Annotated in this window: 22 protein-coding genes; 17 read left to right on the plus strand and 5 right to left on the minus strand. The window is 64.1% G+C overall.

Annotation, left to right across the window (positions count from 1 at the left end):
- Nucleotides 1-59: 59 nt before the first annotated feature.
- The gene (locus RM190_RS03070) at nucleotides 60-755 is read right to left on the minus strand and encodes a GntR family transcriptional regulator (RefSeq protein WP_311757928.1); all 696 of its coding nucleotides are present in this window, start codon (nucleotides 753-755) and stop codon (nucleotides 60-62) included.
- A gap of 90 nt (nucleotides 756-845) precedes the next feature.
- Here RM190_RS03070 and RM190_RS03075 point away from each other — a divergent pair, with 90 nt between their 5' ends.
- The 14 genes from RM190_RS03075 to RM190_RS03140 all read left to right on the plus strand — a co-directional run bounded on the left by RM190_RS03075 (nucleotide 846) and on the right by RM190_RS03140 (nucleotide 18,472).
- Nucleotides 846-2,366 (plus strand): aldehyde dehydrogenase family protein, encoded by a 1,521-nt coding sequence (locus RM190_RS03075; protein WP_311757929.1) that lies wholly within the window; start codon nucleotides 846-848, stop codon nucleotides 2,364-2,366.
- Between the two features lie 78 nt (nucleotides 2,367-2,444).
- Nucleotides 2,445-3,398: a sugar ABC transporter substrate-binding protein gene (locus RM190_RS03080; RefSeq protein ID WP_311757930.1), complete on the plus strand. Its 954-nt coding sequence runs from the start codon at nucleotides 2,445-2,447 to the stop codon at nucleotides 3,396-3,398.
- Between the two features lie 69 nt (nucleotides 3,399-3,467).
- Nucleotides 3,468-4,484 (plus strand): ABC transporter permease, encoded by a 1,017-nt coding sequence (locus RM190_RS03085; RefSeq protein WP_311757931.1) that lies wholly within the window; start codon nucleotides 3,468-3,470, stop codon nucleotides 4,482-4,484.
- Nucleotides 4,484-5,218 (plus strand): ATP-binding cassette domain-containing protein, encoded by a 735-nt coding sequence (locus RM190_RS03090; RefSeq protein WP_311757932.1) that lies wholly within the window; start codon nucleotides 4,484-4,486, stop codon nucleotides 5,216-5,218. The genes RM190_RS03085 and RM190_RS03090 overlap by 1 nt, the downstream gene beginning before the upstream one ends.
- A gap of 551 nt (nucleotides 5,219-5,769) precedes the next feature.
- Complete coding sequence (locus RM190_RS03095) at nucleotides 5,770-7,518, plus strand: ABC transporter substrate-binding protein (protein WP_311757933.1); 1,749 nt, start codon at nucleotides 5,770-5,772, stop codon at nucleotides 7,516-7,518.
- Nucleotides 7,519-7,605: 87 nt separating this feature from the next.
- On the plus strand, nucleotides 7,606-9,444 hold the full coding sequence (locus tag RM190_RS03100) for an ABC transporter ATP-binding protein (protein WP_311757934.1): 1,839 nt from the start codon (nucleotides 7,606-7,608) through the stop codon (nucleotides 9,442-9,444).
- A complete protein-coding gene (locus tag RM190_RS03105) occupies nucleotides 9,444-10,397 on the plus strand; it encodes an ABC transporter permease (RefSeq protein ID WP_311757935.1) in 954 nt (317 codons plus the stop codon). Before RM190_RS03100 ends, RM190_RS03105 begins: the two co-directional genes overlap by 1 nt.
- A gap of 2 nt (nucleotides 10,398-10,399) precedes the next feature.
- Nucleotides 10,400-11,353: an ABC transporter permease gene (locus RM190_RS03110; RefSeq protein WP_311757936.1), complete on the plus strand. Its 954-nt coding sequence runs from the start codon at nucleotides 10,400-10,402 to the stop codon at nucleotides 11,351-11,353.
- A 16-nt stretch (nucleotides 11,354-11,369) separates the two neighbouring features.
- A complete protein-coding gene (locus tag RM190_RS03115) occupies nucleotides 11,370-12,653 on the plus strand; it encodes an alpha/beta fold hydrolase (RefSeq protein ID WP_311757937.1) in 1,284 nt (427 codons plus the stop codon).
- Nucleotides 12,625-14,400: an aminopeptidase P family protein gene (locus RM190_RS03120; protein WP_311757938.1), complete on the plus strand. Its 1,776-nt coding sequence runs from the start codon at nucleotides 12,625-12,627 to the stop codon at nucleotides 14,398-14,400. The genes RM190_RS03115 and RM190_RS03120 overlap by 29 nt, the downstream gene beginning before the upstream one ends.
- Before the next feature lie 260 nt (nucleotides 14,401-14,660).
- Nucleotides 14,661-15,317 (plus strand): lysophospholipid acyltransferase family protein, encoded by a 657-nt coding sequence (locus RM190_RS03125; protein ID WP_311757939.1) that lies wholly within the window; start codon nucleotides 14,661-14,663, stop codon nucleotides 15,315-15,317.
- Nucleotides 15,317-16,261 (plus strand): phosphatidate cytidylyltransferase, encoded by a 945-nt coding sequence (locus RM190_RS03130; protein WP_311757940.1) that lies wholly within the window; start codon nucleotides 15,317-15,319, stop codon nucleotides 16,259-16,261. Before RM190_RS03125 ends, RM190_RS03130 begins: the two co-directional genes overlap by 1 nt.
- 2 nt (nucleotides 16,262-16,263) lie before the next feature.
- On the plus strand, nucleotides 16,264-16,905 hold the full coding sequence (locus RM190_RS03135; RefSeq protein WP_311757941.1) for a CDP-alcohol phosphatidyltransferase family protein: 642 nt from the start codon (nucleotides 16,264-16,266) through the stop codon (nucleotides 16,903-16,905).
- Nucleotides 16,906-17,089: 184 nt separating this feature from the next.
- Nucleotides 17,090-18,472 (plus strand): SLC13 family permease, encoded by a 1,383-nt coding sequence (locus RM190_RS03140; RefSeq protein WP_311757942.1) that lies wholly within the window; start codon nucleotides 17,090-17,092, stop codon nucleotides 18,470-18,472.
- Nucleotides 18,473-18,521: 49 nt separating this feature from the next.
- Here the strand turns inward: RM190_RS03140 and argE are convergent, their stop codons facing one another.
- Complete coding sequence (gene argE / locus RM190_RS03145; RefSeq protein WP_311757943.1) at nucleotides 18,522-19,682, minus strand: acetylornithine deacetylase; 1,161 nt, start codon at nucleotides 19,680-19,682, stop codon at nucleotides 18,522-18,524.
- 219 nt (nucleotides 19,683-19,901) lie between these two features.
- Between argE and RM190_RS03150 the strand changes: the two genes are divergently transcribed.
- From RM190_RS03150 to RM190_RS03160, 3 genes are read left to right on the plus strand one after another with little or no spacing between them, the layout of a single operon-like run.
- Nucleotides 19,902-21,365 carry an aldehyde dehydrogenase family protein gene (locus tag RM190_RS03150; RefSeq protein WP_311757944.1) on the plus strand — a complete coding sequence of 488 codons (1,464 nt, stop codon included), beginning with the start codon at nucleotides 19,902-19,904 and terminating at the stop codon, nucleotides 21,363-21,365.
- 7 nt (nucleotides 21,366-21,372) lie between these two features.
- The gene (locus RM190_RS03155; RefSeq protein ID WP_311757945.1) at nucleotides 21,373-22,407 is read left to right on the plus strand and encodes a tartrate dehydrogenase; all 1,035 of its coding nucleotides are present in this window, start codon (nucleotides 21,373-21,375) and stop codon (nucleotides 22,405-22,407) included.
- Between the two features lie 12 nt (nucleotides 22,408-22,419).
- Nucleotides 22,420-23,880 (plus strand): NAD-dependent succinate-semialdehyde dehydrogenase, encoded by a 1,461-nt coding sequence (locus tag RM190_RS03160; RefSeq protein WP_390907909.1) that lies wholly within the window; start codon nucleotides 22,420-22,422, stop codon nucleotides 23,878-23,880.
- Nucleotides 23,881-23,956: 76 nt separating this feature from the next.
- Here RM190_RS03160 and RM190_RS03165 read toward each other — a convergent pair whose 3' ends face one another.
- Genes RM190_RS03165 through RM190_RS03175 form a run of 3 tightly spaced genes read right to left on the minus strand, consistent with a single transcriptional unit; the run spans nucleotide 23,957 to nucleotide 26,261 of the window.
- Complete coding sequence (locus tag RM190_RS03165) at nucleotides 23,957-24,310, minus strand: cupin domain-containing protein (protein WP_311757947.1); 354 nt, start codon at nucleotides 24,308-24,310, stop codon at nucleotides 23,957-23,959.
- Nucleotides 24,310-25,587 carry an NAD(P)/FAD-dependent oxidoreductase gene (locus RM190_RS03170; protein WP_311757948.1) on the minus strand — a complete coding sequence of 426 codons (1,278 nt, stop codon included), beginning with the start codon at nucleotides 25,585-25,587 and terminating at the stop codon, nucleotides 24,310-24,312. The genes RM190_RS03165 and RM190_RS03170 overlap by 1 nt, the downstream gene beginning before the upstream one ends.
- A gap of 5 nt (nucleotides 25,588-25,592) precedes the next feature.
- Complete coding sequence (locus RM190_RS03175) at nucleotides 25,593-26,261, minus strand: haloacid dehalogenase type II (RefSeq protein ID WP_311757949.1); 669 nt, start codon at nucleotides 26,259-26,261, stop codon at nucleotides 25,593-25,595.
- Nucleotides 26,262-26,488: the final 227 nt, after the last annotated feature.

A 26,488-nucleotide genomic window follows, 5' to 3' on the forward strand; every position in this document is an offset into this window, starting at 1 on the left:
CGCGCCATTCGCCGATCAAGCAGCCCACGCATTGCGCGCCGGATGCCGAAAAAGCGGCGCTATTCGAACAGGTCGGGATGGCTGGCTGCGATCTTTGGAAGGTCGATGAGGATACCGTTCAGGTGCAGGCTCATCGCGGCGGCGGCGGCCTCGGGGTCGCGTTGATCGATCGCGGCGACGATACGTTCATGCTGGGCGATCAAGCCGGGCATTGAATCGGCCTTGCGCAACTGCAGGTTGCAGACCCGGTCGATATGGGCCTTTAGATCGGCGATCACGCTCCACGCCAGCCCGCATCCCGCGCCGTTGGCGATGGCCAGATGGAACTGCTCGTCCTGCTTGCGAAAGGCGGTATAATCACCCGAGGCGCAGGCCGCACGCTGCAGGACCAGGCTCTCGTCTATGGTGCTGCGCATCCATGGGTCGAAGCTTTCGCAGGCGCGGCGCACCACGGCGGTCTCGATCGCCTCGCGCACGAAACGCGCCTCGGTCATCTTGCGGGCCGAAATCTTCACGACGATTGTTCCGCGCTTTGCCCTTGCCTCGACCAGATGCGCGCGTCCCAGCGCGATCAACGCCTCGCGCACCGGTTGGCGCGAGACGTTCAGACGGTCTGCGATCTCCTGCTCGGACAGGCGGGAGCCGGGCTGCAGGTCAAGCGAAATGATGGCCTCGCGCAGCTCGCGTTCGACATGAAGGGCCGCCGAAAGGGCCGGTTCCGGTTCTTTGGAAAGCAGGGGGCTATCGACGTTCACAGTGACCACTCTTGCACGATTGACAGGTTCCATACGCTACCATACGCTACCATACAGAAGAAGCAATTTTCCTTTTCATGGTCCGACAGCATGCCTCATGCCGCAAATTTCCTGAGCCCAGATCTTGGCGACAGCCGCCTTGCACAAAGGCCCTCCTATCGGATGGTGATAGACGGCCGCTCGGTCGAGGCGATGTCGGGCCGACATATCCATCGCCTGAGCCCGGGCCATGCCGGCGCGCAGGTGGGCAGCTGGCCCGAGGCCGGGGCCGAGGATCTTGACCTTGCCATCGGCGCGGCACGGCGCGCTTTTGATCACGGACCCTGGCCGCGCATGTCCAGCGCCGAACGGTCGCGCATCATGTTCCGCGTCGCCGACGGCATTCTGGCCCGCGTCGACGAACTTGCGTTGGTTGAAAGCCTTGAAGTCGGAAAGCCCATTGCGCAGGCGCGGGGAGAGATCGCCTATTGTGCCGACCTGTGGGCCTATGCCGCCGGGCAGGCGCGCGGGATGCACGGCGACAGCCACAACGATATCGGGGACAACCGGCTTGGGCTGGTGCTGCGGGAACCGGTCGGCGTGGTCGGCATCATCACTCCCTGGAACTTCCCCTTCATCATCGCGTCCGAGCGCGTGCCGTGGGCGATTGGCGCGGGTTGCACCGTGGTGCTGAAACCGTCCGAGCTGACCTCTGGCACGTCGATCATGATGGCCGAGATCGCACGCGATGCCGGTGTTCCAGACGGTGTTTTCAACGTCGTCACGGGGTATGGCGATGCCGCAGGGCAGCCTCTGGCGGAAGATCCGCGCACCGACATGGTCGCCTTCACGGGTTCGCTGCGCGTGGGGACGCGGCTCGCGGAACTCGCGGCGCGGCAGGTCAAGCGCGTCGGACTGGAACTGGGCGGCAAGGGCCCGCAGATCGTCTTCAGCGATGCCGATCTTGAGGCAGCGGCCGACGGAGTGGCCTATGGCGTCTTCCACAATGCCGGCCAGTGCTGCATTTCGGGCAGCCGCCTGATCGTGCACGAGGACGTGCGAGACGCCCTGCTGGAGCGTGTTCTGGATATCTCGCGCAAGCTGCCCTTTGGCGATCCCCTGAACGAACGCACCCGCTTTGGGCCGATGATCTCGCCCGCCCATCTGGAAAAGGTCGAGACCTATGTCCGCGCCGGTGAGGCCGATGGAGCCGAGCTGCTGACCGGCGGCGCATCGGAATCCGACAAGGGGCACTATTTCCAGCCGACCGTCTTCAGCGGCGTTCGCCCCGAGATGTCGATCGCGCGCGAAGAGATCTTTGGCCCGGTCCTGTCCACGCTGACCTTCCGCAATGCAGACGAGGCCGTGGCGCTGGCCAACGATTCCGAATTCGGCCTGTCCGCGACGGTCTGGTCCAGCAATCTGGAAAGCGCGATGCAGACCATCCGCCGCGTCCGGGCAGGGCGCTGCTGGGTCAACAGCGTCATCGACGGCACGCCGGAACTGCCGGTGGGCGGTTACAAGAAAAGCGGCCTGGGCCGCGAGCTGGGCCGCTATGGCTTCGACGAATATTCGCAGATCAAGGGAATCCACGTCACCCTGGGCAAACCGCAACGCTGGTTCGAGGGATAGGCATGGGAACTGGTCCGGGCCGTCGGAGAGGAGCCGCACGGCCCGGTTTTCGGGAAGATCCAATGGGAGGGATCGGAAATGAAAAAGGGAAGGCTCGGAACGGCGATGATCGGTGCGCTTGGCGCATTGCTCATGACGACAGCGGCGCAAGCCAAGGATGACATCTCTGCCACGATGATCATCTACCTGGACCCAAGCGTCCAGTTCTTCAACCCGGTGGTCAAGGGCGCACAAGACGCGGCGGCGCAGTTCGGCGTCGATCTGGACGTTCAATATGCCAATAACGACCCGGTTCGGCAAAATGACCTGATCGAATCCGCTGTTGCTGCCGGTGTTGACGGGATCGCGGTGTCCATCTCCAGCTCCGACGCGTTCGACAAGTCGATCTGCGACGCGGTGAAAGAGGGGATCATCGTCATCGGGTTCAACAATGACGATCTTGAGGGGGCCAAGGGCAACTGCCGCCAAGCCTATGTCGGGATGAACGAATTCGCATCGGGTTACGAGTTGGGAACCCGCATGATCGACAAGTTCGGCCTGAAGGAAGGCGATGTCGTCTTCAATCCCCGCGAAATTCCCGAGGCGAGCTTTGCGGTCGCGCGCGGCGGCGGGATCGAGAAGGCCATGTCCGAAAAGGGCATCAAGGTCGAAACGGTGCGTGCCGGTTTGGACCTTGCCGAGGCGCGCAACATCATGGCGCAGTTCCTGATTGCCAACAAGGACGTGAAGGCAGTGTTCGGAACCGGCTCGGTCACCTCGACCGTCGGCGCGGGCGCAATCGCGGATGCGGGTCTGCAAGTGCCCTTCGGAGGTTTCGATCTGGCGGTCGAGATCGCGGATGCGGTTTCCTCTGGCGCCATGTTCGCGACCATGGACCAGCAGCCCTATCTGCAGGGTTACTATCCCATTGCCCAGATCGCGATGGCGAAGAAATACGGGCTGACCCCGACCGATGTCGATACCGGGCAGGGGGCATTCCTGGACAAGGAGCGGATCAGCGCGGTGAAGCCAATGATCGGCACCTATCGCTGAGCCTGCTGTCTATCGCGCCCCTCACCGTGGGTCGAGGGGCGCCCTTTAGGGTCACACCAGATGTCCACCATGTCACCAACGCTGCCCGAGACGTCCTCGCCGCCGCGCCTGCGCCGGCAATCCGCCTTGGCGAGATTGATCAGCGCCCCGGCAGGCGCAATCCTCGTCGCATTTCTGCTGCTGCAACTGGCCTGCATCACCTATGCGCTGATCGCACCCGATGATTTCCGCTATCTCAGTGCGCGGAACCTGACCATTCTGATGAAGGCTATCCCCGTCCTTGGCTGCATGGCGCTGGGGGTGGGCATCCTGATGATCGCGGGCGAGTTCGACCTTTCCGTCGGCTCGATCTACACCCTGACGGCGGTGGTCATGGCGGTGCAGGTCGCGGGCGGAATGAACCCCTTTGTCGCCGCCTTGCTGGCCATCCTGATCGGCGTCGCGATCGGAATGCTGCACGGCTACATCACCTTGAAGGCCGGTCTGCCCTCGTTCATCGTGACTTTGGGCGGGTTGCTGTTCTGGCGGGGCGCGGTCCTGCTTTACAATGGCGCGGTCCAGGTCCGCTTCGATCCCGGCCCGATCTTCTCGGGATTGTTCGGCGGCACCTTCCTTGGCATCAACGCCGCCTTCTTGTGGTTCGTCGCGCTGAGCCTGGCGTTCTTCGTCCTGCTGCACCGGCATCGCTTCGGCAACCATGTCTTTGCGACCGGCGGCAACCGTGCGGCGGCGACTGCCATCGGCATCGATGTCGGGCGGGTCAAGATCATCGCCTTCGCCCTTGCTGGCGGGATGGCCGCATTTGCCGGGATCCTGGCGACGGTTCGCGTCGGCAGCGTGCAACCGGGGCAGGGCACCGGGCTTGAGCTTCAGGCGATTGCCGCCTGCGTGATCGGTGGCCTGTCGCTGACCGGGGGGCGGGGTTCCGTCCTTGGCATCTTCCTTGGTGCGATGCTGATCCACACCATCACCAACGTGCTGCTGCTGCTGCGCGCGCCTGGGTTCTATCTCGACATGTTCATTGCGGTCCTGATCGTCGGGGCAGCCGCCTTCAACAGCCTGATCGAGCGGAAGGGACGCGGCTGATGGACACCCCCATTCTTGAGCTGCACAACATCTCGAAACGCTTCGGCGCGCTGACAGCGCTGCGCGACCTGAGCTTTCACATTGGCGAGGGCGAGGTGATCGGTCTGCTGGGCGACAACGGCGCCGGGAAGTCGACGGCGGTGAATCTGATCTCGGGCATCCATCGCCCCAGTGCGGGTCATCTCAGTGTCGATGGCAAGCAGACGGAATTCACCTGCCGCACGGATTCCGCCGGAGCCGGGATCGAGACGATCTATCAGAACACGGCATTGGTGGATTCGCTCTCGATCACGCGCAACATCTTCATGGGCCGGGAACAATGTGCATCGGGCGGGTTGCTGAAACTTGCCCAGATGCGCGAGATCGCGATGGAGGTGCTGAAAAGTGCCGTCCATATCTCGGGTATCGACTCGCCCGACATGCTGGTGGGTGACCTGTCGGGTGGCCAGAAACAGGCGGTCGCGATTGCCCGCGCGGTCTATTTCAAGCGGCGGATCCTGCTGCTTGACGAGCCGACGTCGGCGCTTTCCGTGCGCGAGACCGAAGCGTTGCTGAACCAGATCCTGAAGCTGAAATCAGAGAATGTTTCCAGCGTGCTGGTGACCCACAACCTTTACCATGCCTACCAGGTTTGCGACCGCTTCGTGATCATGAGCCATGGCACCAAGGTCTTCGACGTTCCCAAGGCCGAAACATCGATCGGGCAGCTGACCGAGTATGTGGTTCTGACCTGACCTGACCTGACCGACCCTGCGCCCGGCGGACCCCGCCGGGCGCAGGGAGGTACGGGACACGCCATCCAATCCTTCACTCCCGCCTGAGCAAAGTCATCAGCGCAACCGGTCTGCCGCGGCACTGAGTCGCCAGCGACGATGCGCAAGAAGCCCCGCCAGTTCTTGCGAGAATACCTCCAATATTCAGCGACACCTGTGCCGCGGAATCCGCCTGCACGGATTCTGCAACCGGGTGCCAGCGACCAGATTCCTGTCCCTCCGGATGATGCGGCTTGACCGAGAACAGCCGCAGGGCCGGGCTAGTGTTAACACGGGCTCTCAGGGGCTGGTCTCGGTTCCCGCGCTGATCGATGCGGGGGACATTGACGTAATGTTCCTTGTCGCCGCTCCGCCAGAAATTCCCCGCAAAATCCATGATATACCGCCATAACCTTGATCGTGCTTGGCGGTCGGAAGCCGGTTTTACAAGCCCAGGCTTCGCATTTTTCTTGACTTCCATACGAGCGAAGGAATTATGTCGACAACGTAAATACAACAGGGATACATGTTGAATGTCCAGCTTGCTTCGATCTGCCCGGACGCCCATGCTTGCCACGACCGCCATGCTGCTTGCCCTTGTGGCCATGCCCGCCGTCGCCCAGGAAGGGCAAAGCGGCGGCGTGTTGAAGATCCTTGGTTCGGGCGACATCGACCATTTCGACGCGGCGAGCGTCGGCGTCGTCACCTCGAACAACTTCATCCGTGCGACGCAACGGACGCTGGTCGGCTATGACAGCTCGACCGATCCGGCCGAAGGCGTGGTGCCGAAGCCCGACCTTGCGGTCGAGTTGCCCCAGCCCGGCGATGACGGATTGACCTATACCTTCACGCTGCGCGATGGCGCGGCCTGGGACATCAACGGAACTGCGCGCCCCATCGTTGCCGCCGATTTCGAGCGCGGCATCAAGCGCATGTGCAATCCGGTGCTGGGCTCCTCGTTCCTGACCTATTTCACCTCGCTGATCGTCGGCATGGACGAATTCTGCGACGGCTTCGCCAAGGTCGCGCCGACCGCCGAGGCGATGAAGGCCTATGTCGAGGGCACGGACATCCCCGGCATCGAAACGCCCGATGACAAGACCGTCACGTTTCACCTGAAGGAAAAGGCTGGCGACTTCATCTATATGCTGTCGCTGCCCTCGGCCGCGCCGGCCCCGGTCGAAATCCTGGACTACATCCCCGACAGCCCGGATTTCCGGAAGAACTTCATGGCTTCCGGACCCTATACGGTTGCAGATTATGTCCCCGACAGCACGCTGAAGCTGAAGCGCAACCCGGCCTGGAATGCCGACAGCGACCCGCTGCGCAAAGCCTATGTCGACGAGATCGAACTGACCTTCGGCCTGCAGCCCGATGCTGCGATCCAGCAGATCCAGGCGGGCGATGCGGACATGCTTTACGACATCCTTGTCCCGCCCGCGCTGCTGCCGATGCTGCAGGCCACGGGGGATGACAAGCTCGTCGCGATCTCGGTCGGGCGGACCAGCTTCATCTTCATTAACACGGTCGCGGACAACAATAACGGCGCGCTGAAAGACCTGAAGGTTCGCCAGGCGCTGAACTATGCGATCGACAAGGCCGCAATCGTCCAGCAGATGGGCGGATCCTATGTCGCGGCGCCGCAGGCCGGCATCTTTGGCCCGGGCCTGGTCGGCTATCACGACTTCGCTCCCTATCCCAGCGCGGACCACAAGGGCGATCCCGAGAAGGCCAAGGCTCTGCTGGCCGAGGCAGGCTTCCCGGACGGCATCAAGCTGAAGATGCCCTTCCGGAACATCAACGACGAACCCGCCATCGCGCAGACCATTCAGGCCAGCATGAAGAAGGCCGGGATCGAGCTGGAACTGATCCCCGTCTCGGCGGCGGATTACTATTCGAAATACATGACGAACCAGGAAACCACCAAGACGGGCGCCTGGGACATCGCGCCGGTCAGCTGGTCGCCGGACTGGGTTGGCGGGGCGGCGCGCTCGGTCTTCCAGCCGCAGTTCAGCTTCGACGGACGCCACCAGACCTACAACTATACCGACTACAACAATGACGCGGCGAATGCGAAAGCCGCCGAGGCCATCAACGCCGTCAGCGCGGACGAGGCTGGCAAGCTGTGGGCCGGGGTTGATGAACTGGTCATGGCCGATGCGCCGGTGGTGCCGTTCATCTCGCAGAACGTTGTCGTCTATCACAGCGAAGCGGTGAAGAATTTCCTGCCCTATGCGCTTGGCGCGAACGGGGACTGGAGCAACCTCTGGCTGGAACGCTGATCGGTCCTGCCATCGGTCAGACCGATGGCCACACCACTCTCGCCCGCGCATCTGTGCGGGCGATTTCCTTGGCGCAGGAACAACTGAATGCCCCTTCTTGAAGCGCGAAACATCACCATCCGCATCCCGACCGAGGACGGTGTCCTTCATGCTGCCCGCAACGTCTCGTTCACGGTCGAGACGGGCAGCCTGTTCGGCATCGCGGGTGAATCCGGCTCGGGCAAATCCGTCCTGACGCAGGCGATCATGGGCTTGCTGCCCGGCGCCGAGATCGAGGGCGAATGCCTGTTCGAGGGTCGCGACCTGCTGAAGATGACGCCTGCCGAGCTGCGCGCCCTGCGCGGCGCACGGATCGGCATGGTCTTCCAGGACCCGCTGTCCAGCCTGCATCCCTATTACACCATCGGCCAGCAGGTGACCGAGGTGATCCACGCCCATGAAAAGGTCAGCACTGCCGAGGCGCGGGCGCGCGCCGCCGAAATGCTGGAAAAGGTCGGGATCAGGAATGCGGCGGCGCGTCTGGACGATTATCCCCACCAGTTCTCGGGCGGGATGCGCCAGCGCGTGATGATCGCGATGGCGCTGGTGCTGCGCCCGTCGCTGATCATCGCGGATGAGCCGACGACCGCGCTGGACGTGACGGTGCAGGCCCAGATCATCGCGCTGCTTGACGAAATGCGACGCGAACTGGGCATCACAGTCATCATGATCACGCATGATCTGGGGCTGATGTCGTCTGTCGCGGACAAGGTCATGATCATGTATGGCGGCACACGGCTGGAGATCGGCCCGGCCAAAGGCTTGTTCGACGCGCCCGCGCATCCCTATACCTCGGGGCTGCTCAGGTCGTCCCCTGCGGCCGAAAGGCAGGGCGGTGATCTGTTCTCGATTCCCGGCCGGCCACCCAGCCTGCTGGCCCGGCCCAAGGCGTGCATCTTTGCGCCGCGCTGCGGTCAGGCGCAGCCGGTCTGTCAGACCAAGGCACCGCCGAACCGCGTCTATGCCGACGGGGCCGAGGCCTTGTGCCATTTCGAACCCCGGATCGAGGATGCGCCCGGCATTGCCGCGCAACCGGATCGCAAGCCGGTTGCCGACCGGCTGCTGTCGGTGCGCAATGTCGCCCTGACCTATTCGATGTCTTCGGGTTTCGGGGCGAAGCGTCAGCTTGACGTGCTGAAAGGCATCTCACTTGACGTGGCGCGGGGCGAAACCCTGGGCCTTGTCGGGGAATCCGGCTGCGGAAAATCGACGCTGGCGCGCGTGATCGCCGGGCTGGTTCCTGCCACGAAGGGCAGCGTGGACTTCGACGGTATCGATGTCGGCAGCCTGACCCCAAAGGCCTGGCGCGACATGCGCCGTCGCGTCCAGCTTGTTTTTCAGGATCCGTTCGGATCGCTGAATCCGCGGCGACGGGTCGGCGCTATCATCGGAGAGCCGTTCCGCATCCACGGGCTGGCCGCGGGCGAGGCGCGCAAGAACGAGGTGCGCCGCCTGATGGAGCTGGTCGGCCTGAACCCCGAACACTACAACCGCTTTCCCTCCGAATTTTCGGGCGGGCAGCGCCAGCGGATCGGCATTGCCCGGGCTTTGGCGCTGAACCCCGACCTGATCATCTTCGACGAGCCTGTGTCGGCGCTTGATGTTTCGATCCAGGCACAGATCCTGAACCTGATGCGCGATCTGCAACAGAAACTGGGCCTGACCTATCTGTTCATCTCGCATGACCTCAGCGTCGTGCGCCACATGTGCGACCGGATCGCGGTGATGAACGCGGGCCGGATCATCGAGATGGACGAGACCGAGCAGATCTTCCGGCACCCGCACCAGGAATATACCCGCACGCTTCTGGGGGCTTCGCATGTTCCGCCCGTTCCCGGACACGCGTCATCGCGTGAACTTCTAAGACTGGAACAGGGAGCCGCATGATGAGCGAAGCCCAAGCCGAAGGCCCGAAGATCGTCCAGCGATCCTCGGCCAACCTGACCTTCCGCCGCCTGATGCGCGATCCGGCAAGCCTGCTGGCCGTGGTCTTCATCCTGCTTCTGATTGCCTTCGCCATCGGCGCGCCCTGGGTCGCGGGCTGGACCGGCCATGACGCGATTGAGCAATATCGCGATACCGCCCTGTCGCCGGTCGGCCTTCCGGTCGGGCCGAACCACGAATTCCTGCTGGGGGCAGATCAACTCGGCCGCGACGTGCTGGTCCGCATCGCCTATGGCGCGCGCATCTCGCTGGCGGTGGGGGTTGCGGCCGCGCTTGCGGCATCCTTCATCGGGGTCGGCATCGGCATGACGGCCGGCTATTTCGGCGGTTGGGTGGATATCGTGCTGGGCCGCTTCATGGATCTGGTGATGTCGGTGCCCTTCCTGCTTTGCGCGCTTGCGCTTGTGTCCGTCTTCGGGCCGTCGCTGTGGCTTTCGGTTTGCGTGATCGTCTTTTTCAGCTGGACCACCATCGGTCGCGTCATCCGGGCCGAGACCGCATCTTTGGCCCGGCGCGATTTCGTGCAGGCCAGCCGCGCGCTGGGGGCCGGGAATCTGTCGATCATGCTGCGGGATATCCTGCCGAACCTGTCGGTGCCGATCATCATCTATACCACGATGATGATCCCGAACTCGATCGTGTTCGAGGCGACCTTGTCCTTCCTTGGCCTTGGCATCACGCCGCCCACCCCAAGCTGGGGCGGCATGCTGGCCGAGGCGGGCGCGAACTCGATCTATCTGGTCGCGTGGTGGCTGGTGCTGTTCCCGGGGCTGGCGCTGCTGGGCTCGACCCTGGCCTTCAACATTCTGGGCGACGGATTGCGCGATGCGCTTGATCCGAAGGGGCGGCGGGTAAAGCGCCGCCGCAAGTCCGCCAAACCCGCGACGGAGGGCTGATCATGGGCAAGTTCATCGCCAAGCGGCTTGGCTTTGGGGCACTGGTTCTGTTCGTCCTCAGCCTGTTCGTCTTCCTGCTGTTTTTCGTCGCCCCCGGTGATCCGGCGCGGATCGTTGCGGGCGACAAGGCGAGTGCCGAGCAGTTGGATCTGGTGCGCCAGAACCTTGGCCTCGACCGGCCGATGACGCAGCAATACCTGCATTTCGTCGGCCGCGCGGTGCAGGGGGATCTGGGCTTTTCCTATCGGAACCAGCAGCCGGTCAGCGAACTGATCCTGCGCCGGATTCCGGTCACCATCTCGCTTGTCTTTGGTGGGATGATCCTGTGGCTGGCGATCGGCATCCCGATCGGTGTCATGTCGGCACGCCATCCCGGTGGCTGGCGCGATCGGATGGGGCAGGTCTTCATTCTGCTGGGGCTCAGCTTTCCGACCTTCGTTCTGGGGATGCTGGCGCTTTATACGCTGTATTTCCTGCCCAAGCAGGCCGGCTTCACCTTGTTCCCGCCCAGCGGCTACAAGCCCTTCCTGACCAATCCGCTGGTCTGGGCATGGCATCTGGCGTTGCCCTGGGCCACGCTGGCGCTGGTCACGGCGGCGATCTATGCCCGCCTGACCCGCGGCCAGCTTTTGCAGGTACTGGGCGAGGATTACATCCGCACCGCCCGTGCCAAGGGCCTGTCCGAACGCAAGGTCGTGCTGCGCCACGGCATGCGTTCCACCCTGATGCCGCTGGTTACGCAGCTTGGCGCGGATATCGGGCTGATGTTGGGCGGCGTCATCGTGATCGAGCAGGTCTATGGCCTGCAGGGCGTCGGATCATTGGCGGTGCAGGCGGTACGCAATCAGGACCGCCCGATCATCATTGGCGTGGTGCTGCTGGGTGGCCTGTTCATCGTGCTGTGCAATATCATCGTGGACCTTCTTTACGCGGCGCTTGATCCCCGGATGCGCTGAACTACGGACGACTGACATGAACGACTATCGTATTCCCGGTGCCCTCATTCGTGATCACATGGTCACGGTTCCCCTGGACTGGTCGCGGCCGGATGGTGCCACGATCAAGGTCTTCGCGCGCGAGATCGCGGCCCCTGACGGAAACGACCGGCCGCTGCTGGTCTATCTGCAGGGCGGGCCGGGCGGCAAGGCGCCGCGGCCCGGTGGCGGTGCGCCCGGCTGGTTGTCCGTCGCGTTGAAGCGCTTCCGCGTCCTGATGCTGGACCAGCGCGGCACTGGGCGATCAACACCGGTGCAGGGTCGCGCATTCGCCGCGATGAGTGCGGAGGAGGGCGCGCACTATCTGTCCTGCCTGCGCGCCGACAGCATCGTCCGCGATGCCGAGCATCTGCGAAAGTCTGTCTTTGCAGGCCAGAAGTGGTTCACGCTGGGACAAAGCTATGGCGGCTTCCTGACGCTGACCTATCTGTCGCAGGCCCCCGAGGCGCTGCTGGGCTGCTATGTCACCGGCGGCATGGCCGGCATCCGCTCGACCGCCGACGAGATCTACCGCAGGACCTATCCGCGCGTCGCCGACAAGAACCGCCAGTATTTCCGCCGCTATCCTCAGGATCAGGCGGTCCTGAACCGGGTCGCGGACATCCTCGCTAATCAGGACATCCGCCTGGCCGATGGTGACCGGCTGAGCGTGCGGCGGCTGCAATATCTGGGCATGGATCTGGGCATGTCCGACGGGTTCGAAAGCCTGCACTGGCTGCTGGACGAGGCCATCGCGGATGACGGCCAGCTTTCCGACGGCTTCCTTGGCCGTATGCGCGAGGCGACCTCGTTCGACCAGAACCCGCTGTTCGCTGCGATCCACGAGTCGATCTATGCCCAGGGCCAAGCGACCGACTGGGCGGCCGAGCGCGTGCTGGGGGAATTCCCTGAATTCGCCGCCACGAAACGCCCGCTGCTGTTCACCGGAGAGATGATCTATCCGTGGATGTTCGACGAAATCCGCGCCCTGCGCCCGTTTGCACCCGCGGCGCACGCACTGGCGGGCATGCCGCTGGACGTGCCGCTTTACGACCTTGACCGTCTGGCCGCGAACGAGGTTCCGGTGACGGCCGCGGTCTATACCGACGACATGTATGTCGATCAGGATCTGTCGCTTCAGACCGCCCGCGGCACCGGAAACGTCCGGCTTTGGCTGACCAACGAATACGAACATAACGGCCTGCGGGCCTCGAACCGCGTGCTTGAGCGGCTGTTCGACATGGAGGACGGCCTTGACGGCTTCAACCAATATTCACGCTGAACGTCTGGCCGCGCTACGCGCGGAACTGGCGCGGCAGGGCCTTGATGGCGTGATCCTGACCACTTCGGACGCCTTCCAGAACGAGGAAGCGCCCGAACATGACCGGATCATCCATTGGCTTACAGGCTTTTCCGGCTCGCTGGCCCATGCGTTGGTGACAGGCGACGAAGCGATCTTTCTGGTCGATGGGCGCTACACGATCCAGGCGGCGCGACAGGTCGATGGAGGCCTGTGGCAGCACGGCCATCTTCATGACAGCCCACTGGCGCAATGGGTCGCAAGCAGGGCGGGGGGCAAGCGCATCGCCTATGACCCGATGACCTGGGCCGTCAATCAGGCCGAGGGGCTGCGCAGCCGCGCCAAAGGTGCCGAACTGGTTCCGCTGGTCGATCCGCTGGCGGCAATCTGGCACGACCGTCCGCCCATGCCCAAGGCGCCGATCCGCGCGATGCCGCTCTCCGAGGCCGGCCGGTCCAGCGCCGACAAGCTGGACTGGTTGCGCGGCCAACTGGCGCGTCTTGGCGCCGATGCCTGGGTCGAGACCCGCCCCGACAACATCGCCTGGCTTTTCAACTGTCGCGGTGGCGACGTGGCGATGAACCCGTTGCCGCTGTCCTTCGCGATCATCCAACCGCAATCGACCATCTGGTTCATCGACCCCGACAAGCTGGCGATTCCCGCGCCAGAAGGGGTCTGCACCCAGGAAATCGCCGATTTCCTGCCTCAGCTTTCGGCGCTGACGGGCAACGTGGCCTTCGATGCAGCCTTTGCGCCCGACGCGGTTCCGGTCGCGTTGGGGCAGGGTGCCGCAAGCCCGCTGCCGGGCCCCGGTGTGATTACACTGGAAAAGGCCAGAAAGACCCCCGAGGAACTGGCGGGCTTTCGGCGCGCCCATCTTGAAGATGCCGTGGCCATGGCGAAATTCGGGCATTGGCTTGAAGGCGAGCTGGCCTTGCGCAGCGCCACCAACCAGCCCATCGATGAATGGGAGGCGTCCGAGACGCTTGCCCGATTCCGGGCTGCCTCGCCGCGCTATCAAGAACCCAGCTTTGCGACGATCGCGGCCTCGGGCGGGAACGCGGCGCTTTGCCATTACGCCCCGGCGCCCACGGACAGCGCGATCCTGTCGCCCGACAGGATCCTGCTGTGTGATTCCGGGGGGCAATACGATTGCGGGACGACGGATGTCACGCGGACCTATGCCTTTGCCCCGGTTCCGGACGACATGCGCCGGATCGCGACCGCCGTCCTGAAGGGGTTCATCGCCCTGTCGTCGGCACAGTTTCCTGTTGGGACGTTCCCTCATCAATTGGACGCCCTGGCGCGCGCGCCGCTTTGGGCGCTGGGGCTGGATTACGACCATGGGACGGGTCACGACGTCGGGCATAACCTGCTGGTCCACGAACACCCGCACCGTCTTGGCAAGGCTGCCAATCCCTTTGGACTGGTCGCGGGCAATGTCATGACGATCGAGCCGGGCTATTACGAGGAAGGGCGTTGGGGGATCCGCATCGAGAACCAGGTAGAGCTGATCGAGGTCTCGCCCGGCTTCCTGGGCTTCAAGCCACTGACGCTGGTGCCCATCGACCTGTCCCTGTTCGACCTTGCCGCGCTGAGCACACAGGAACAAGTTTGGATCGACGCCTATCACGCCGAGGTGCGCAACCGCATCGCGCCGCTGTTGGGGCCGGAAGCGTCCGAATGGCTGATCCACCAAACGGCCGCGATAGTGGAACGCAATCTGTAACCATGCTGAGCTTGTTGGCTGGATTTGAAAGGCAGGCGCGAAAGGTGTTTTCGTCCCTGCCTTTCTGCGAAGTGCCTGCGCGTCGCAAAACCAGCTCGCGCCTCTGAAAATGGTAATAACCAGAATTATGTGAAATTGTGAACTCGAACCCTCCACGCCACCCATATCATCAACGTTCCGAACGGGTTGCCATTCGCGTCTTCTCTGGTTCTTAATCGCCTCATAAGACGCCAAAGCGCATCGCGGGCGTGGGAGGAGACATGGCAGAACGCGGGATGCGAGGATTTGCGGCTTGGCTGTGCGGTCGGGCCATTGTCCTGTTTGCCCGCGCAGTCACCGCCGTCCGTCCGGTGTGGCAAGGGATCGACCCTGGAAATCCGCGTCAGCGGGTCTATTTCGCGAACCATGCCAGCCACGGCGATTTCATCCTGATCTGGACCGTCCTGCCGCCGCGCCAGCAGCGCATGACACGGCCCGTTGCAGGAGCGGATTATTGGCGCAAGGGCAAGCTGCGCAGTTTCATTGGCGCGGATGTCTTCAACGCGCTGCTGATCGAACGCACTGGTGCCGACGCTCCGGTCAGTCCCGTGGACCTGATGGCCGAGGCGCTGGACCAGGGATCGTCGCTGATCATCTTTCCCGAAGGCACCCGCAACCAGACCGACATGGATCTTCTGCCTCTGAAAAGCGGTCTTTTTCACCTCGCGCGGCTGCGGCCGCGGGCAGAGCTGGTGCCGGTCTGGATCGAGAACCTGAACCGCGTCCTGCCCAAGGGGGCCCTGATCCCCGTGCCGCTGATGTGCAAGGTCAGTTTCGGCACGCCGCTGCAGGTCGGACCCGACGAGGCCAAGGATGATTTCCTGATCCGTGCGCGCGCGGCCCTGCTGGCGCTGCGCCCCAAGACCGAGGCGACCTGATGGACGATGCCCGTTCTGACCTGTTGACCGTGATTGCCGGGATCGGGGGGATCCTGATCTTTGCCTCGATCCTGGGTTGGCTGCTGGCCCGGCGCTATTCCCCGCATGGCGAGAATTCCGCGATCGAGAACCTGAACGACCGCATCCGCGCCTGGTGGGTCATGGCGCTGTCCCTGTCGCTGGCCTTCCTGGGCGGGCATGCGGGGGTGACGCTGTTGTTCCTGCTGTGTTCCTTCGCGGCGCTCCGCGAATTCATGACACTGACGAACGCCACGCGCGCGGATCACAACACGCTGGCGGCGGCATTCTTCGTCGTGCTGCCGGTCCAGTTCTGGCTGATCTGGATCAACTGGTACGGCCTGTTTTCGATCTTCATCCCGGTCTATGTGTTCCTGCTGCTGCCGATCGTCTCGGCCTTGGCGGGCGAGACGCGCAACTATCTGATCCGCATAGCGGAAATGCAGTGGGCGCTGATGATCTGCGTGTTCTGCGTCTCGCATGTTCCGGCAATCCTGAACCTGAACATGCCCGCGGGTCGCGGGGTGTTGCTGATCGCGTTCCTGGTCATCGTGGTGCAGCTTAGCGACGTTCTGCAATATGTCTGGGGCAAGCTGATCGGGCGGCGCAAGATCGCGCCGAAGCTGTCGCCCTCGAAAACGGTCGAGGGATTTGTCGGCGGCAGTCTTTCGGCCACGCTGATCGGAACGATGCTGTGGTGGATGACGCCTTTCACCCCGCTGCAGGCCGCAGGGATGAGCCTTCTGATCACGATGATGGGTTTCGCGGGCGGGTTGGTGATGTCCGCGATCAAGCGTGACCGCGGGGTCAAGGACTGGGGCCATTCCATCGCCGGGCATGGCGGCTTCATCGACCGGCTGGATTCGGTCCTGTTCGCCGCCCCGATCTTTTTCCACGTCACCCGCTTCTATTGGAAACTGGGATAGCCATGGCCTCGACCGAGAATCGCCGCCCGCTTGCAAGCCGCGACACCCGCTGGGCGGCCCGGATCACCCGTTGGCTTGCCGGGACCAGCATCACGCCGAACCAGATCTCGATCGCAGGGATCGGGGCTGCGTTCCTTTCGGGCGTGTGCTTCTGGCTGGCGGGTGAGAGCTTTGGCTGGACGCGCGCGATCCTGCTGCTGCTGGCTGCGGTCTTCTGCCAGCTGCGCCTGCTCTGCAACCTGCTGGACGGCATGGTCGCGATCGAGGCCGGTCGCGCCTCGCCCGACGGCGGGTTCTGGAACGAACTTCCCGACCGCGTCGCCGACATGCTGATCCTGATGGGAATTGCGCTGGGATTGGGTGCCCCTGCCCTGGGCTGGGCGGCGGTCAGCTTTGCTTTCCTGACTGCCTATATCCGGCAGTTGGGCATCGGTTGCGGCGCGGGCGCAGATTTTTCAGGGCCAATGGCGAAGCCGCATCGCATGGCGCTGGTCACTGCGGCGGCAGTCCTGTCGCTGGCCGAGCCGCTTTGGGGCGGGCATGGCCAGGTTCTGCTGGTTGGTCTGTGGTTGATTGCGCTGGGTGCCGCATTCACGGCGCTGCGGCGATCGGTCCGGCTGGTGTGGAAATTGCGCGCGGGCTAACGCCCCTTGTAAGATCAGAGACGGATTACCCTTCCGGGGGAAGAATTATCCATCACGTCTGTTGTTATATACAACACCACATTTGAAACGTATAACGGCTGCGGGAGAGGTCCGTCCACGAACGGACCAGGAGGGGGTCGGCGCGCGTCGGCCTCAGGAGTTCTGCAAGGAAGAGGAGCCGCGCGTGACCCCGCATCTGATTTCAATCTATGCCTTGGCGGCGATGTTCGTCATCGCCACCATCTGGCCAATCAACATGGGCGTGCTGGCCTTTGTCGGCGCGTTTCTGGTCGGGACGCTTCTGGCCGGGCAGACCACCAACGAGATCATCGCCGGGTTTCCCGGTGGCCTGTTCCTGACGCTGGTCGGGATCACCTGGCTGTTCGCATTGGCCCAGAACAACGGCACCATCGACTGGCTGGTCCGCATGGCGGTACGCGCGGTCCGGGGCCGGATCGCGGCGATTCCGTGGATCATGTTCGTCATTTCGGCGCTGCTGACGGCAGTGGGCGCAGTCAGCCCCGGCGCTGTGGCCATTGTCGCGCCGATCGCACTTGGCTTTGCCTTCCGCTACCAGATCTCGCCGCTGCTGATGGGCCTCATGGTCGTGCATGGCGCGCAGGCGGGCGGTTTTTCCCCGATCAGCATCTATGGCGGCATCACCAACCGGGTCGTCGAAAAGGCCGGGCTGCCGCTTAGCCCGATGACCACCTTTGCCGCCAGCTTTGGTGTCAACGCCGCAGTCGCATTGCTGCTGTTCATGGTCCTGGGTGGACGCGCGCTGATGAAGGCGCAGACCGCGACCGTCGCGCCGGTCAAGGTGCCCCATGTCCAGATCACGAAGCCCGCGACCGGCCCGCAGATCTTTGGCGACAGCGAGGCCGAGGCGCTGAGCCGCCGCATTGGCGAGGAAGGCGGCGGCGAGTCGAACCGCCTTGTCGCAGAGGTCGAGGAAGGCAACCAGCCCGACGGCACGCTTTACCAGATCGTCACCTTGGTCGGGCTGGCACTGCTGGCAATCCTTGTGCTGGCCTTCAAGCTGGATATCGGTTTCGTTTCGCTGACCATCGGTCTTGGCCTGTCGCTGTGGAACCCGACCATGCAGAAACGCGCGATGGCGCAGGTCGCCTGGCCCGAGATCATGCTGATCACCGGCGTCAGCACCTATGTCGCCGTGCTGGAACACATGGGCACCATCGATTTCGTAGGCAGCAGCGTCGCGGGCCTTGCTTCGCCGCTGCTGGCTGCGCTGGTCCTGTGCTTTGTCGGGGCGGTGGTATCGGCCTTCGCCTCGTCCACGGCGGTGCTGGGATCGCTGATTCCGCTGGCGGTACCGTTCCTGCAATCGGGAACGGGCGTGGGCGCCATCGGCTTCATCGCGGCCATGGCCGTCGCTTCGACCATCGTCGATGTCAGCCCTTTCTCGACCAATGGCGCGCTGGTGCTTGCCAATGCCAGTGGCACGGACCGGCAGGCCTTCTTCAAGAAGCTGCTGAATTATGGCGCGCTGGTGACGGTGGTTGCCCCGGTCGTGCTGTGGCTGCTGTTCATCGTGCTGCCGGGCTGATCGCAAGGCCTTGCCGGCGCGCCCTTTCCGGGGCGCGCCGCCTGGTTGTTCAGGGGGCCGCGAGATGTCCGGCCAATCCGCGCAGCATCTGGCAGCAGTGCGCCAACTCTTCGGGCAGGATGAATTCGTCGGGACGATGGGCGCGCGCAATTTCGCCCGGTCCACAGATGATCGAGGGAATGCCCGCGGCGTGATAAAGGCCGGCCTCGGTCCCGTAGCTGACCGATTGCAAGGGCGCGCCGCCCGACAGGCGGGCCACCAGCCCGGCCAGCGTCGGGTCGCTAGATGGCGGCAGCGCCGGATAGGCACTGAGCTCGCATGCTTCGACCGACAGCGCCTTTTCGGGGACCAGCGCCTGCGCCAGCGCGACGATTTCGGCGGTGATTGCGGCGGGATCCGCACCGGGGACGGATCGCACCTCCATCTCGATCTCGCAGCGATCGGGGATGATATTGACCGCGCTGCCGCCGCGGACCACCCCGGCAACGACCGTGGAATGGGGTGGCGAGAAGCGGTGATCGAAGGGCCCCTGCACTGCCAGCCGTTCGTTCAGCGCACGGATGGCCAGCAGGATCTCAGCCCCCGCATAGATCGCGTTCAGCCCGGCATCGGGTTGCGAGGAATGCGCCGCCCGTCCTTCGATCCGCAGCAAAGTCGATCGCTTGCCCTTGTGCGACAGGACCGGGCGCATCGCCGAGGGCTCGCCGACGATGCAGGCCATCGGCGCCGCGACCAGATCCGGCAGGGCAGCAATCAGGTGTCCGACCCCGCGGCAGCCGATTTCCTCGTCATAGGAAAAGGCCAAATGCAGGGGGCGCTGCAGCGTGGCTGCCTGGAACTCGGGCACCATCGCCAGCATGCAGGCCAGAAAGCCCTTCATGTCCGAAGTGCCGCGCCCGTAAAGCCTGTCATCTCGCCGCGTCAGCCGGAACGGGTCCGAGGACCAGTCCTGGCCTGCGACAGGGACGACATCCATGTGGCCCGACAGGATCACGCCGGAACGGTCGCGCGGACCGATGGTGGCAAGGATATTGACGCGATCCCCTTCGGGACCGGTCAGGATGACGGGTTCGATCCCCATCCGGCGCAGGTGACCCTCGACACAGCCTGCGATGGCGCGGTTCGGTCGTCCCGGCAGATCGTCGCAAGAGATGAGGTCGGCAAGGATTTCTTCGGGCGTCATCGGAAACTCAGCTTGTTGGCGTGCCACGATCCTGCGGCAAATCGGATGCCGGGTGGTGCTGTATGCCGCCACCCGGGCAAAATTTACTGCCGCGCGTGATGCTTTGGGACCGCCCTGACAGCCTGCGGCACAGAATGCCGCGATGCCCGGATGCTACGGCAAGATCCGCTGTGCCCCCCTGCGCGCCGAAGACATCTGCGGCGCACGGGCCGCTAGGGTCGTGCCAAAGACATCAGGGAAATATCCATGAGCCTGTCCTTCGACCCGGATACACTTGACCTGCGCCGCGCCCATTTCATCGGTGGCGAATATGTTGCGGATGATGCCGCGCTGGAGTTGACCCGTCCTTCCGACCAGAGGCCGCTCGGCGCGGTTCCGGTCGCAAGCGCCGGTACCGTGGACCGGGCTGTCGAGACAGCAGCGCGGGTGCAACGCGCGTCGGGCTGGGGTCGCGGCCAGCCCCGCGACCGGACCCGCGCCCTGCATCGTTGGGCCAGCCTGATCGACGCGCATGCGACCGAGCTTTCGCAACTTGAGGCCGTCGCTTCGACCCGCCTTATCAGCCAGTTGCCCGGAATCGACGTCACCGTCACGTCCGAGCAGATCCGTTTCTTCGCAGAACTTGCGGACAAGGAAGGCGGCGCACTGGTGCCGACCAGCGATGACCGGCTGGGAATGGTGCTGGACGAGCCTTATGGCGTCGTGGCCGCGATCACGCCCTGGAACTTCCCGATCTCGATGGCGGGCTGGAAGCTTGGCCCGGCCCTGGCGGCAGGAAATGCCGTGGTCCTGAAACCCTCCGAGATGACGCCTTTTGCCACCCTGCGCATGGCCGAGCTGTCAGTCGAGGCCGGGATTCCCGCGGGCCTTGTCAACGTGGTGCTGGGCGACGGCCCGGTGACGGGCACGGCCATGACGGGGCATCCGGGCATCGGCAAGGTCAGCTTCACCGGCTCGACCCTGGCCGGGCGTGCGATCATGGAGAATATCGCCCGCGCCGGCGTCAAGCCGATGACGCTGGAACTGGGCGGCAAAAGCCCGCAGGTCGTCTTTGCCGATGCCGACCTCGACCTTGCCGCGCGCTGTATCGCGGGCAGCATCATGTTCAACGCGGGGCAGGCCTGTGTCGCCGGAAGCCGCGTGATCGTTGCGGCATCGGTCGCGGACGAGCTTGCGGCGCGGCTGGTTGCGCTGATGCTGCCGGTCAATCCGGGACCGGGATGGTTGGCCGAAACCGGCTATTCCCCCGCCATCTCGGCCCGGCAGCGCGACCGGATCGACCAGATCGTCCAATCCGCCATTACTGCGGGGGCCGAGGTCGTCTGCGGCGGGGTACCGATGGACATGCCGGGCTTCTTCTATCAGCCGACCCTGCTTGGCGGCGTCGATGCAGCGAACCCCGCCGTCACCGAGGAAATCTTCGGACCGGTGCTGACGCTGCAGACATTCACCGACGAGGCCGAGGCGCTGGCCCTGGCGGATCATCCGACCTATGGCCTTGCCGCCGGCGTCTTTACCCGTGATCTTTCGCGCGCGCTTCGCATGACCCGCGCGATTCAGGCGGGCACCGTCTGGGTCAACCGCTATGGGCGCTCGCGAGATCATATCCTGCCGACCGGGGGCTACAAATCCTCGGGGATCGGCAAGGATCTGGGACGCGAAGCCTATCACGCGAACCGCCGTTCGAAATCCGTATTGATCGACATCTGAGGCCACCATGACCCATCGCATCGCCCTGATCCCCGGAGACGGCATCGGGATCCCCGTTCTTGAGGCCGCCATGCGCGTTGCCGAAAAGGCGTCTCCCGGCCTTCTGGAGGCCGAAAGCTTCCCCTGGTCCTGCGACCATTATCTGCAAACCGGGCGCATGATGCCCGAGGACGGCATCGAGACCCTGCGCGGCTTCGACGCGATCTTTCTGGGTGCCGTCGGCTGGCCCGAGAAGGTGCCCGACGCAGTGTCGCTGCACGGGCTGCTTTTGCCGATCCGCAAGGCCTTCGTCCAATATGCGAACATCCGCCCGCATCGCCTGCTGCCGGGCGTGCAGGGGCCGCTGCGCAAGGACGCCTTTGACATCCTGTGCATCCGCGAGAACACCGAGGGCGAATATTCAGGCGCGGGTGGTCGGGTACATCAGGGCACGGGGGACGAGGTGGCGGTGGAAACCGCGATCTTTACCCGCACCGGCGTTGAACGCATCCTACGCTTCGGATTCGAACAGGCGATGGGGCGCAGCAAGCGTCTTGCCTCGGTCACGAAATCGAATGCCCAGAAATACTCGATGGTGTTCTGGGACGAGGTGACGCGCGAGTTGGCGGCCGAATTCCCCGAGGTGCAGGTCAGCCATTACCATGTCGACGCCATCGCCGCGCGCATGGTCATGGCGCCCGAGACACTGGACGTGGTCGTCGCCTCGAACCTGTTCGGCGATATCCTGACCGACCTTGGCGCCGCGATCCAGGGCGGGCTTGGCTTTGCCGCCTCGGCCAATATCGACCCGACCGGGAAAAGCCCGTCGATGTTCGAGCCGGTGCATGGGTCCGCGCCCGACATCGCCCATCTTGGCACCGCCAATCCCATTGCGGCGATGTGGTCGCTGGTGATGATGCTTGAGCATCTGGGCGAGGTTGAAACCGCCGCCCGCATCATGCGCGCGGTCGAGGCGACGACGGCGCGGGGCATCGGCACCGTGCCGGGCCGCGACAAGACCGACGAGATTACCGCGGCCGTCCTGTCCGCGCTGGAGGAGTGATCCATGAACGTGATGACCAGTTTTTCCGGCCTTGCCGATCCGGGTCTGTTCCGTCAGGCCGCGCTGATCGACGGGCAATGGCTCCAGGCCAGTTTGGGTGCGACCGTCGATGTGACCGACCCGGCCACCGGGGCGGTGATCGGCAGTGTCCCCGACATCACGGGTGATCAGACCCGCGCCGCGATCGAGGCCGCCGACCGCGCCTTTCAGGCTTGGCGCAAGCGCCCCCACGCCGATCGCGCCGCCTTGCTGGAGCGCTGGTTCGCGCTGATGGAGGCACATGCCGACGACCTCGCGCTGATCCTGACCCGTGAACAGGGGAAGCCTCTGTCCGAGGCGCGTGGCGAAATCGCTTATGGCGCCTCATTCGTCAAATGGTTCGCCGAGGAAGCGCGCCGCATCGATGGGTCGGTCATCCCTGCCCCCGCCGGTGACCGCCAGATCGTGGTGCTGAAAGAACCGGTGGGCGTTTCGGCGATCATCACGCCCTGGAATTTCCCGAATGCGATGATCACCCGCAAGGTTGCCCCTGCCCTTGCCGCTGGATGCACCGTGGTCATCAAGCCGTCCGAATTCACCCCCTTCTCGGCGCTGGCGTTGGGGGTGCTGGCCGAGCGGGCTGGAATCCCGGCGGGCGTCATCAACATCGTGACCGGGATGCCCGCCCAGATCGGGGCCGAACTGACCGCGAACCCGACAGTGCGAAAGCTCAGTTTCACCGGCTCTACCCGTGTCGGATCGATCCTGATGGCGCAATGTGCGCCGACGGTAAAGCGGCTGTCGCTGGAGCTTGGCGGCAACGCGCCCTTCATCGTCTTTGACGACGCCGATCTGGATGCAGCGGTCGAAGGCGCCATTGCCTCGAAATTCCGCAATGGGGGGCAGACCTGCGTCTGCTCGAACCGGATCCTCGTGCAGGCAGGCATCTACGACGCCTTCGCCGCGAAGCTGGGCGCGCATGTTGCCGCGATGCGGGTCGGACCGGGGACCGAGCCGGGGGTCGAGATCGGCCCGATGATCAATGCACCCGCGATCCAGAAGATCCGCCGCCATGTCGCGGATGCCATCGCCAGGGGCGCGCAGATCCTGGCCGAGGCCAAAACGCCCGAAGGCGCTCAATATGCCGCGCCGGTGGTGTTGGGCGGTGCGACGCTTGAGATGGAGCTGGCGCAGGAGGAAACCTTTGGCCCCGTCGCCCCGCTGTTCCGCTTCGAGACCGAGGACGAGGCCGTCGCCATCGCCAATGCCACACCCTTTGGCCTGGCCGCCTATTTCTATACCGAAAGCCACAAGCGGGCATGGCGCGTCGGGCAGGCGCTGGAATTCGGCATGATCGGGCTGAACACCGGTTCGGTGTCGACCACGGTTTCGCCCTTTGGCGGCGTCAAGCAATCCGGCCTTGGCCGCGAAGGAGCCCGCGTCGGCATCGAGGAATATCTGGAAACCAAGGCCTTCCACATGGCCGGCCTGTAAGACCCGGGCCAGCGCGGGAACGACAAGGGGGCGCCGTGCGAAACGGCGCCCCCTCATCGTTGTCCGTTCCTGCGGTCTATTCGATTACGACATAGATCTTGCGCACCGTCTCGATGGTCTTCCAGACGCCGCGGAAACCCGGCTTCATCACGAAGCTGTCGCCCTTGCGATAGATGACCGGCGCGCGGCCTTCCTCGGTCAGTTCGACGACGCCGTCGAGCAGATGGCAGAATTCATAGATCTCGCCCTTGATCGAATGCGTCTCTCCGGGGGTGGCTTCCCAGATCCCGGTCTTGACGCGCCCTTCCTTGCCCTCGTCAAAGGCCCAGGTGCGGAAGGTCGGATCACCCGCGATCAGTCGCTCGGGCATCGGTTTCGAGACTTTCGCCTCGGGCAGGTTTTCGGGGTCGATCTTGATCAGCAGGCTCATCATTGCAACTTGTCCAAAGCTTTGTAGTAAAGGCCGACCAGCGGCAGGAACCACGGCTTGCCCGTGTGCAGGGGCACCGCGTTCCAGGGCAGGTCGGCAAAGGGATTGCGGTCGATCCGGCCGACAATCAGGTCGGCCATGATCTCGCCCATATGGGTCGCGATCTGGGCGCCGTGGCCCGAATAGCCCATCGAGTAATGGACGCCGTCGGCAAAGCCCGCGCGGGGATAGCGGTCCTGCGTCATGTCGACCATGCCGCCCCAGCAGTAATCCACCTGCACCTCGGCAAGATGCGGAAAGATCTGGGCCAGCGCGCGGCGCAGGACTGCCCCGCTTTTCGCGTCCGATTGCTGGTCCGACCGCGCCGAAAACCGTGCCCGTCCCCCAAAGATCAGCCTGTTATCCGGGGCAAGCCGGAAATAGTTGCCGATGTTCATCGAGGTAACGCAGGTCCGGTTCCCGGGCATGGTCGCAGCGACCTCGTCCGTCGTCAGCGGGCGCGTTGCCAGAAGGAAGCTTCCGACGGGCACGATGCGGCGGCGAAACCAGCCGAATGCATCGGTGGTATAGGCTCCGGTCGCCAGCAGCACCTTGTCTGCCGTGACCTTGCCACGCGGGGTGTGCAGTTCCCATCCCCGGCCATGCTCGCGCCGGGCGGTGACGGGAGCGTGTTCGTGGATGACCGCCCCCCGGCGCCTTGCGGCATCGGCAAGCCCGGTGACGAAGCCCCCCATATGCATCATGGCGCTTTTCTTTTGCAGCATTGCGCCATGGAATTGATCGGACCCGATTTCGCGACCCAAGTCGTCGCGCGACAGAAGCGCGGTCTCGGGATCGACTTCGGCATGTATGGCTTCGAAATTCCGGGCAATCCCTTCGAAATGCTGGGGTTTCGAAGCAAGCTTCAGCTTGCCCGCGCGACGAAAGGCGCAATCGATGCCTTCCTCGGACACGAGGCGCTCGATGGTATCGATTCCGGCATCAAAGGCGCGATACAGGGCACGGGCCTTTTCGGCCCCGTACTCGGCGCTGGCACCAAGATAGCTATGGGCGATCCCGTTGTTCAGATGCCCGCCATTGCGCCCCGAAGCGCCAAAGCCGACATGCTGCGCCTCAAGAACGACGACGGCGCGGCCATCTTCGGCCAGCTTGCGTGCCGCGCCAAGGCCGGTGAAGCCCGCGCCGATCACCGCCACGTCGTAATGCCCCGCGACCGGCCCAGTGGCCCCGCCCACAAAGGCGGGGGCGGTGTCGTGCCAGTATGAGACGAATTTCATCTGCGTCAGATCCCGAAGACGCCCGGAAGACCGCCGATATCGGCAATCTCGGTATAGCCGTAATAGGGGTTCGCCGGCTCATGCCCACGGTTCACCCAGACCTTGGACTTGATCCCCAGATCATGGGCCGTCATCAGGTCGTAGCGGAACGAGGACGAGACATGGGTGATGTCCTCGGGGCCACAGCCCAGCACGTCCAGCATGTATTCGAAGCCCTTCATCTGGGGCTTGTAGGCGCCGGTTTCCTCGGCCGTGATGACCTTGAAGAAGGGCGCGCCCAACTTTTCGACGTTATGGGGGATCTGGACCTTCATCGCGTTCGACAGGATCACCAGCGGGATTTCCTGCGCCAGTTTCGCCAGCCCCGCGGGCACGTCCGCATGCGGCCCCCAGGTCGGAACCTCTTCATAGACGCGCAGGGCATCTTCGACGTGGAAGGTCACGCCGTTCGCCTTGCAGGTGCGCTCAAGCGAGTTATGGACGACCTCGGCATAGGGCTTCCACGCGCCAAGGATCTCGTCCAGGCGATAGGCGGCGAAGTTCCTGATGAACCGGGTCATCGCGGCTTCGTCCAGTTGCGCGCCATAGATGCGGCGTGCGGCGCCGGCCATGTCGAAATTGGTCAGCGTGCCATAGCAGTCGAAGGTCACATATTTCGGGCGGAACGGGGCCATCTTGTCCTCATGCGGTCAGCGTTGCCATGATCTTAGGGCGTGCGGCAGCCCTGTCTGGCCGCAATGCTGCCCCGGCTCGGCAGGAAACGCCGAAAGACGGGGCATGCGCGGCACAGTGTTTCGGATGGGCTTTCCCAGCCCCCTGCCCGGCCGGGTCCCGCGGAGGATTGTCGCGGAACATTATGCCGTGCGATGAGGCAGGAACGGTCGGAAATTCCCGAGAGATG

Origin of the sequence: Paracoccus broussonetiae, from assembly GCF_031854425.1 — a bacterium.
Lineage (GTDB): Bacteria > Pseudomonadota > Alphaproteobacteria > Rhodobacterales > Rhodobacteraceae > Paracoccus > Paracoccus broussonetiae.

Excerpts from the sequence above, each read along its gene's own strand:
- RM190_RS03075 (WP_311757929.1), top strand. The coding sequence starts at position 846 with ATGCCTCATGCCGCAAATTTCCTGAGCCCAGATCTTGGCGACAGCCGC.
- RM190_RS03080 (WP_311757930.1), top strand. The coding sequence starts at position 2,445 with ATGAAAAAGGGAAGGCTCGGAACGGCGATGATCGGTGCGCTTGGCGCA.
- RM190_RS03085 (WP_311757931.1), top strand. The coding sequence starts at position 3,468 with ATGTCACCAACGCTGCCCGAGACGTCCTCGCCGCCGCGCCTGCGCCGG.
- RM190_RS03090 (WP_311757932.1), top strand. The coding sequence starts at position 4,484 with ATGGACACCCCCATTCTTGAGCTGCACAACATCTCGAAACGCTTCGGC.
- RM190_RS03095 (WP_311757933.1), top strand. The coding sequence starts at position 5,770 with ATGTCCAGCTTGCTTCGATCTGCCCGGACGCCCATGCTTGCCACGACC.
- RM190_RS03100 (WP_311757934.1), top strand. The coding sequence starts at position 7,606 with ATGCCCCTTCTTGAAGCGCGAAACATCACCATCCGCATCCCGACCGAG.
- RM190_RS03105 (WP_311757935.1), top strand. The coding sequence starts at position 9,444 with ATGAGCGAAGCCCAAGCCGAAGGCCCGAAGATCGTCCAGCGATCCTCG.
- RM190_RS03110 (WP_311757936.1), top strand. The coding sequence starts at position 10,400 with ATGGGCAAGTTCATCGCCAAGCGGCTTGGCTTTGGGGCACTGGTTCTG.
- RM190_RS03115 (WP_311757937.1), top strand. The coding sequence starts at position 11,370 with ATGAACGACTATCGTATTCCCGGTGCCCTCATTCGTGATCACATGGTC.
- RM190_RS03125 (WP_311757939.1), top strand. The coding sequence starts at position 14,661 with ATGGCAGAACGCGGGATGCGAGGATTTGCGGCTTGGCTGTGCGGTCGG.
- RM190_RS03130 (WP_311757940.1), top strand. The coding sequence starts at position 15,317 with ATGGACGATGCCCGTTCTGACCTGTTGACCGTGATTGCCGGGATCGGG.
- RM190_RS03135 (WP_311757941.1), top strand. The coding sequence starts at position 16,264 with ATGGCCTCGACCGAGAATCGCCGCCCGCTTGCAAGCCGCGACACCCGC.
- RM190_RS03150 (WP_311757944.1), top strand. The coding sequence starts at position 19,902 with ATGAGCCTGTCCTTCGACCCGGATACACTTGACCTGCGCCGCGCCCAT.
- RM190_RS03155 (WP_311757945.1), top strand. The coding sequence starts at position 21,373 with ATGACCCATCGCATCGCCCTGATCCCCGGAGACGGCATCGGGATCCCC.
- RM190_RS03160 (WP_390907909.1), top strand. The coding sequence starts at position 22,420 with ATGACCAGTTTTTCCGGCCTTGCCGATCCGGGTCTGTTCCGTCAGGCC.
- RM190_RS03165 (WP_311757947.1), bottom strand. The coding sequence starts at position 24,310 with ATGAGCCTGCTGATCAAGATCGACCCCGAAAACCTGCCCGAGGCGAAA.
- RM190_RS03170 (WP_311757948.1), bottom strand. The coding sequence starts at position 25,587 with ATGAAATTCGTCTCATACTGGCACGACACCGCCCCCGCCTTTGTGGGC.
- RM190_RS03175 (WP_311757949.1), bottom strand. The coding sequence starts at position 26,261 with ATGGCCCCGTTCCGCCCGAAATATGTGACCTTCGACTGCTATGGCACG.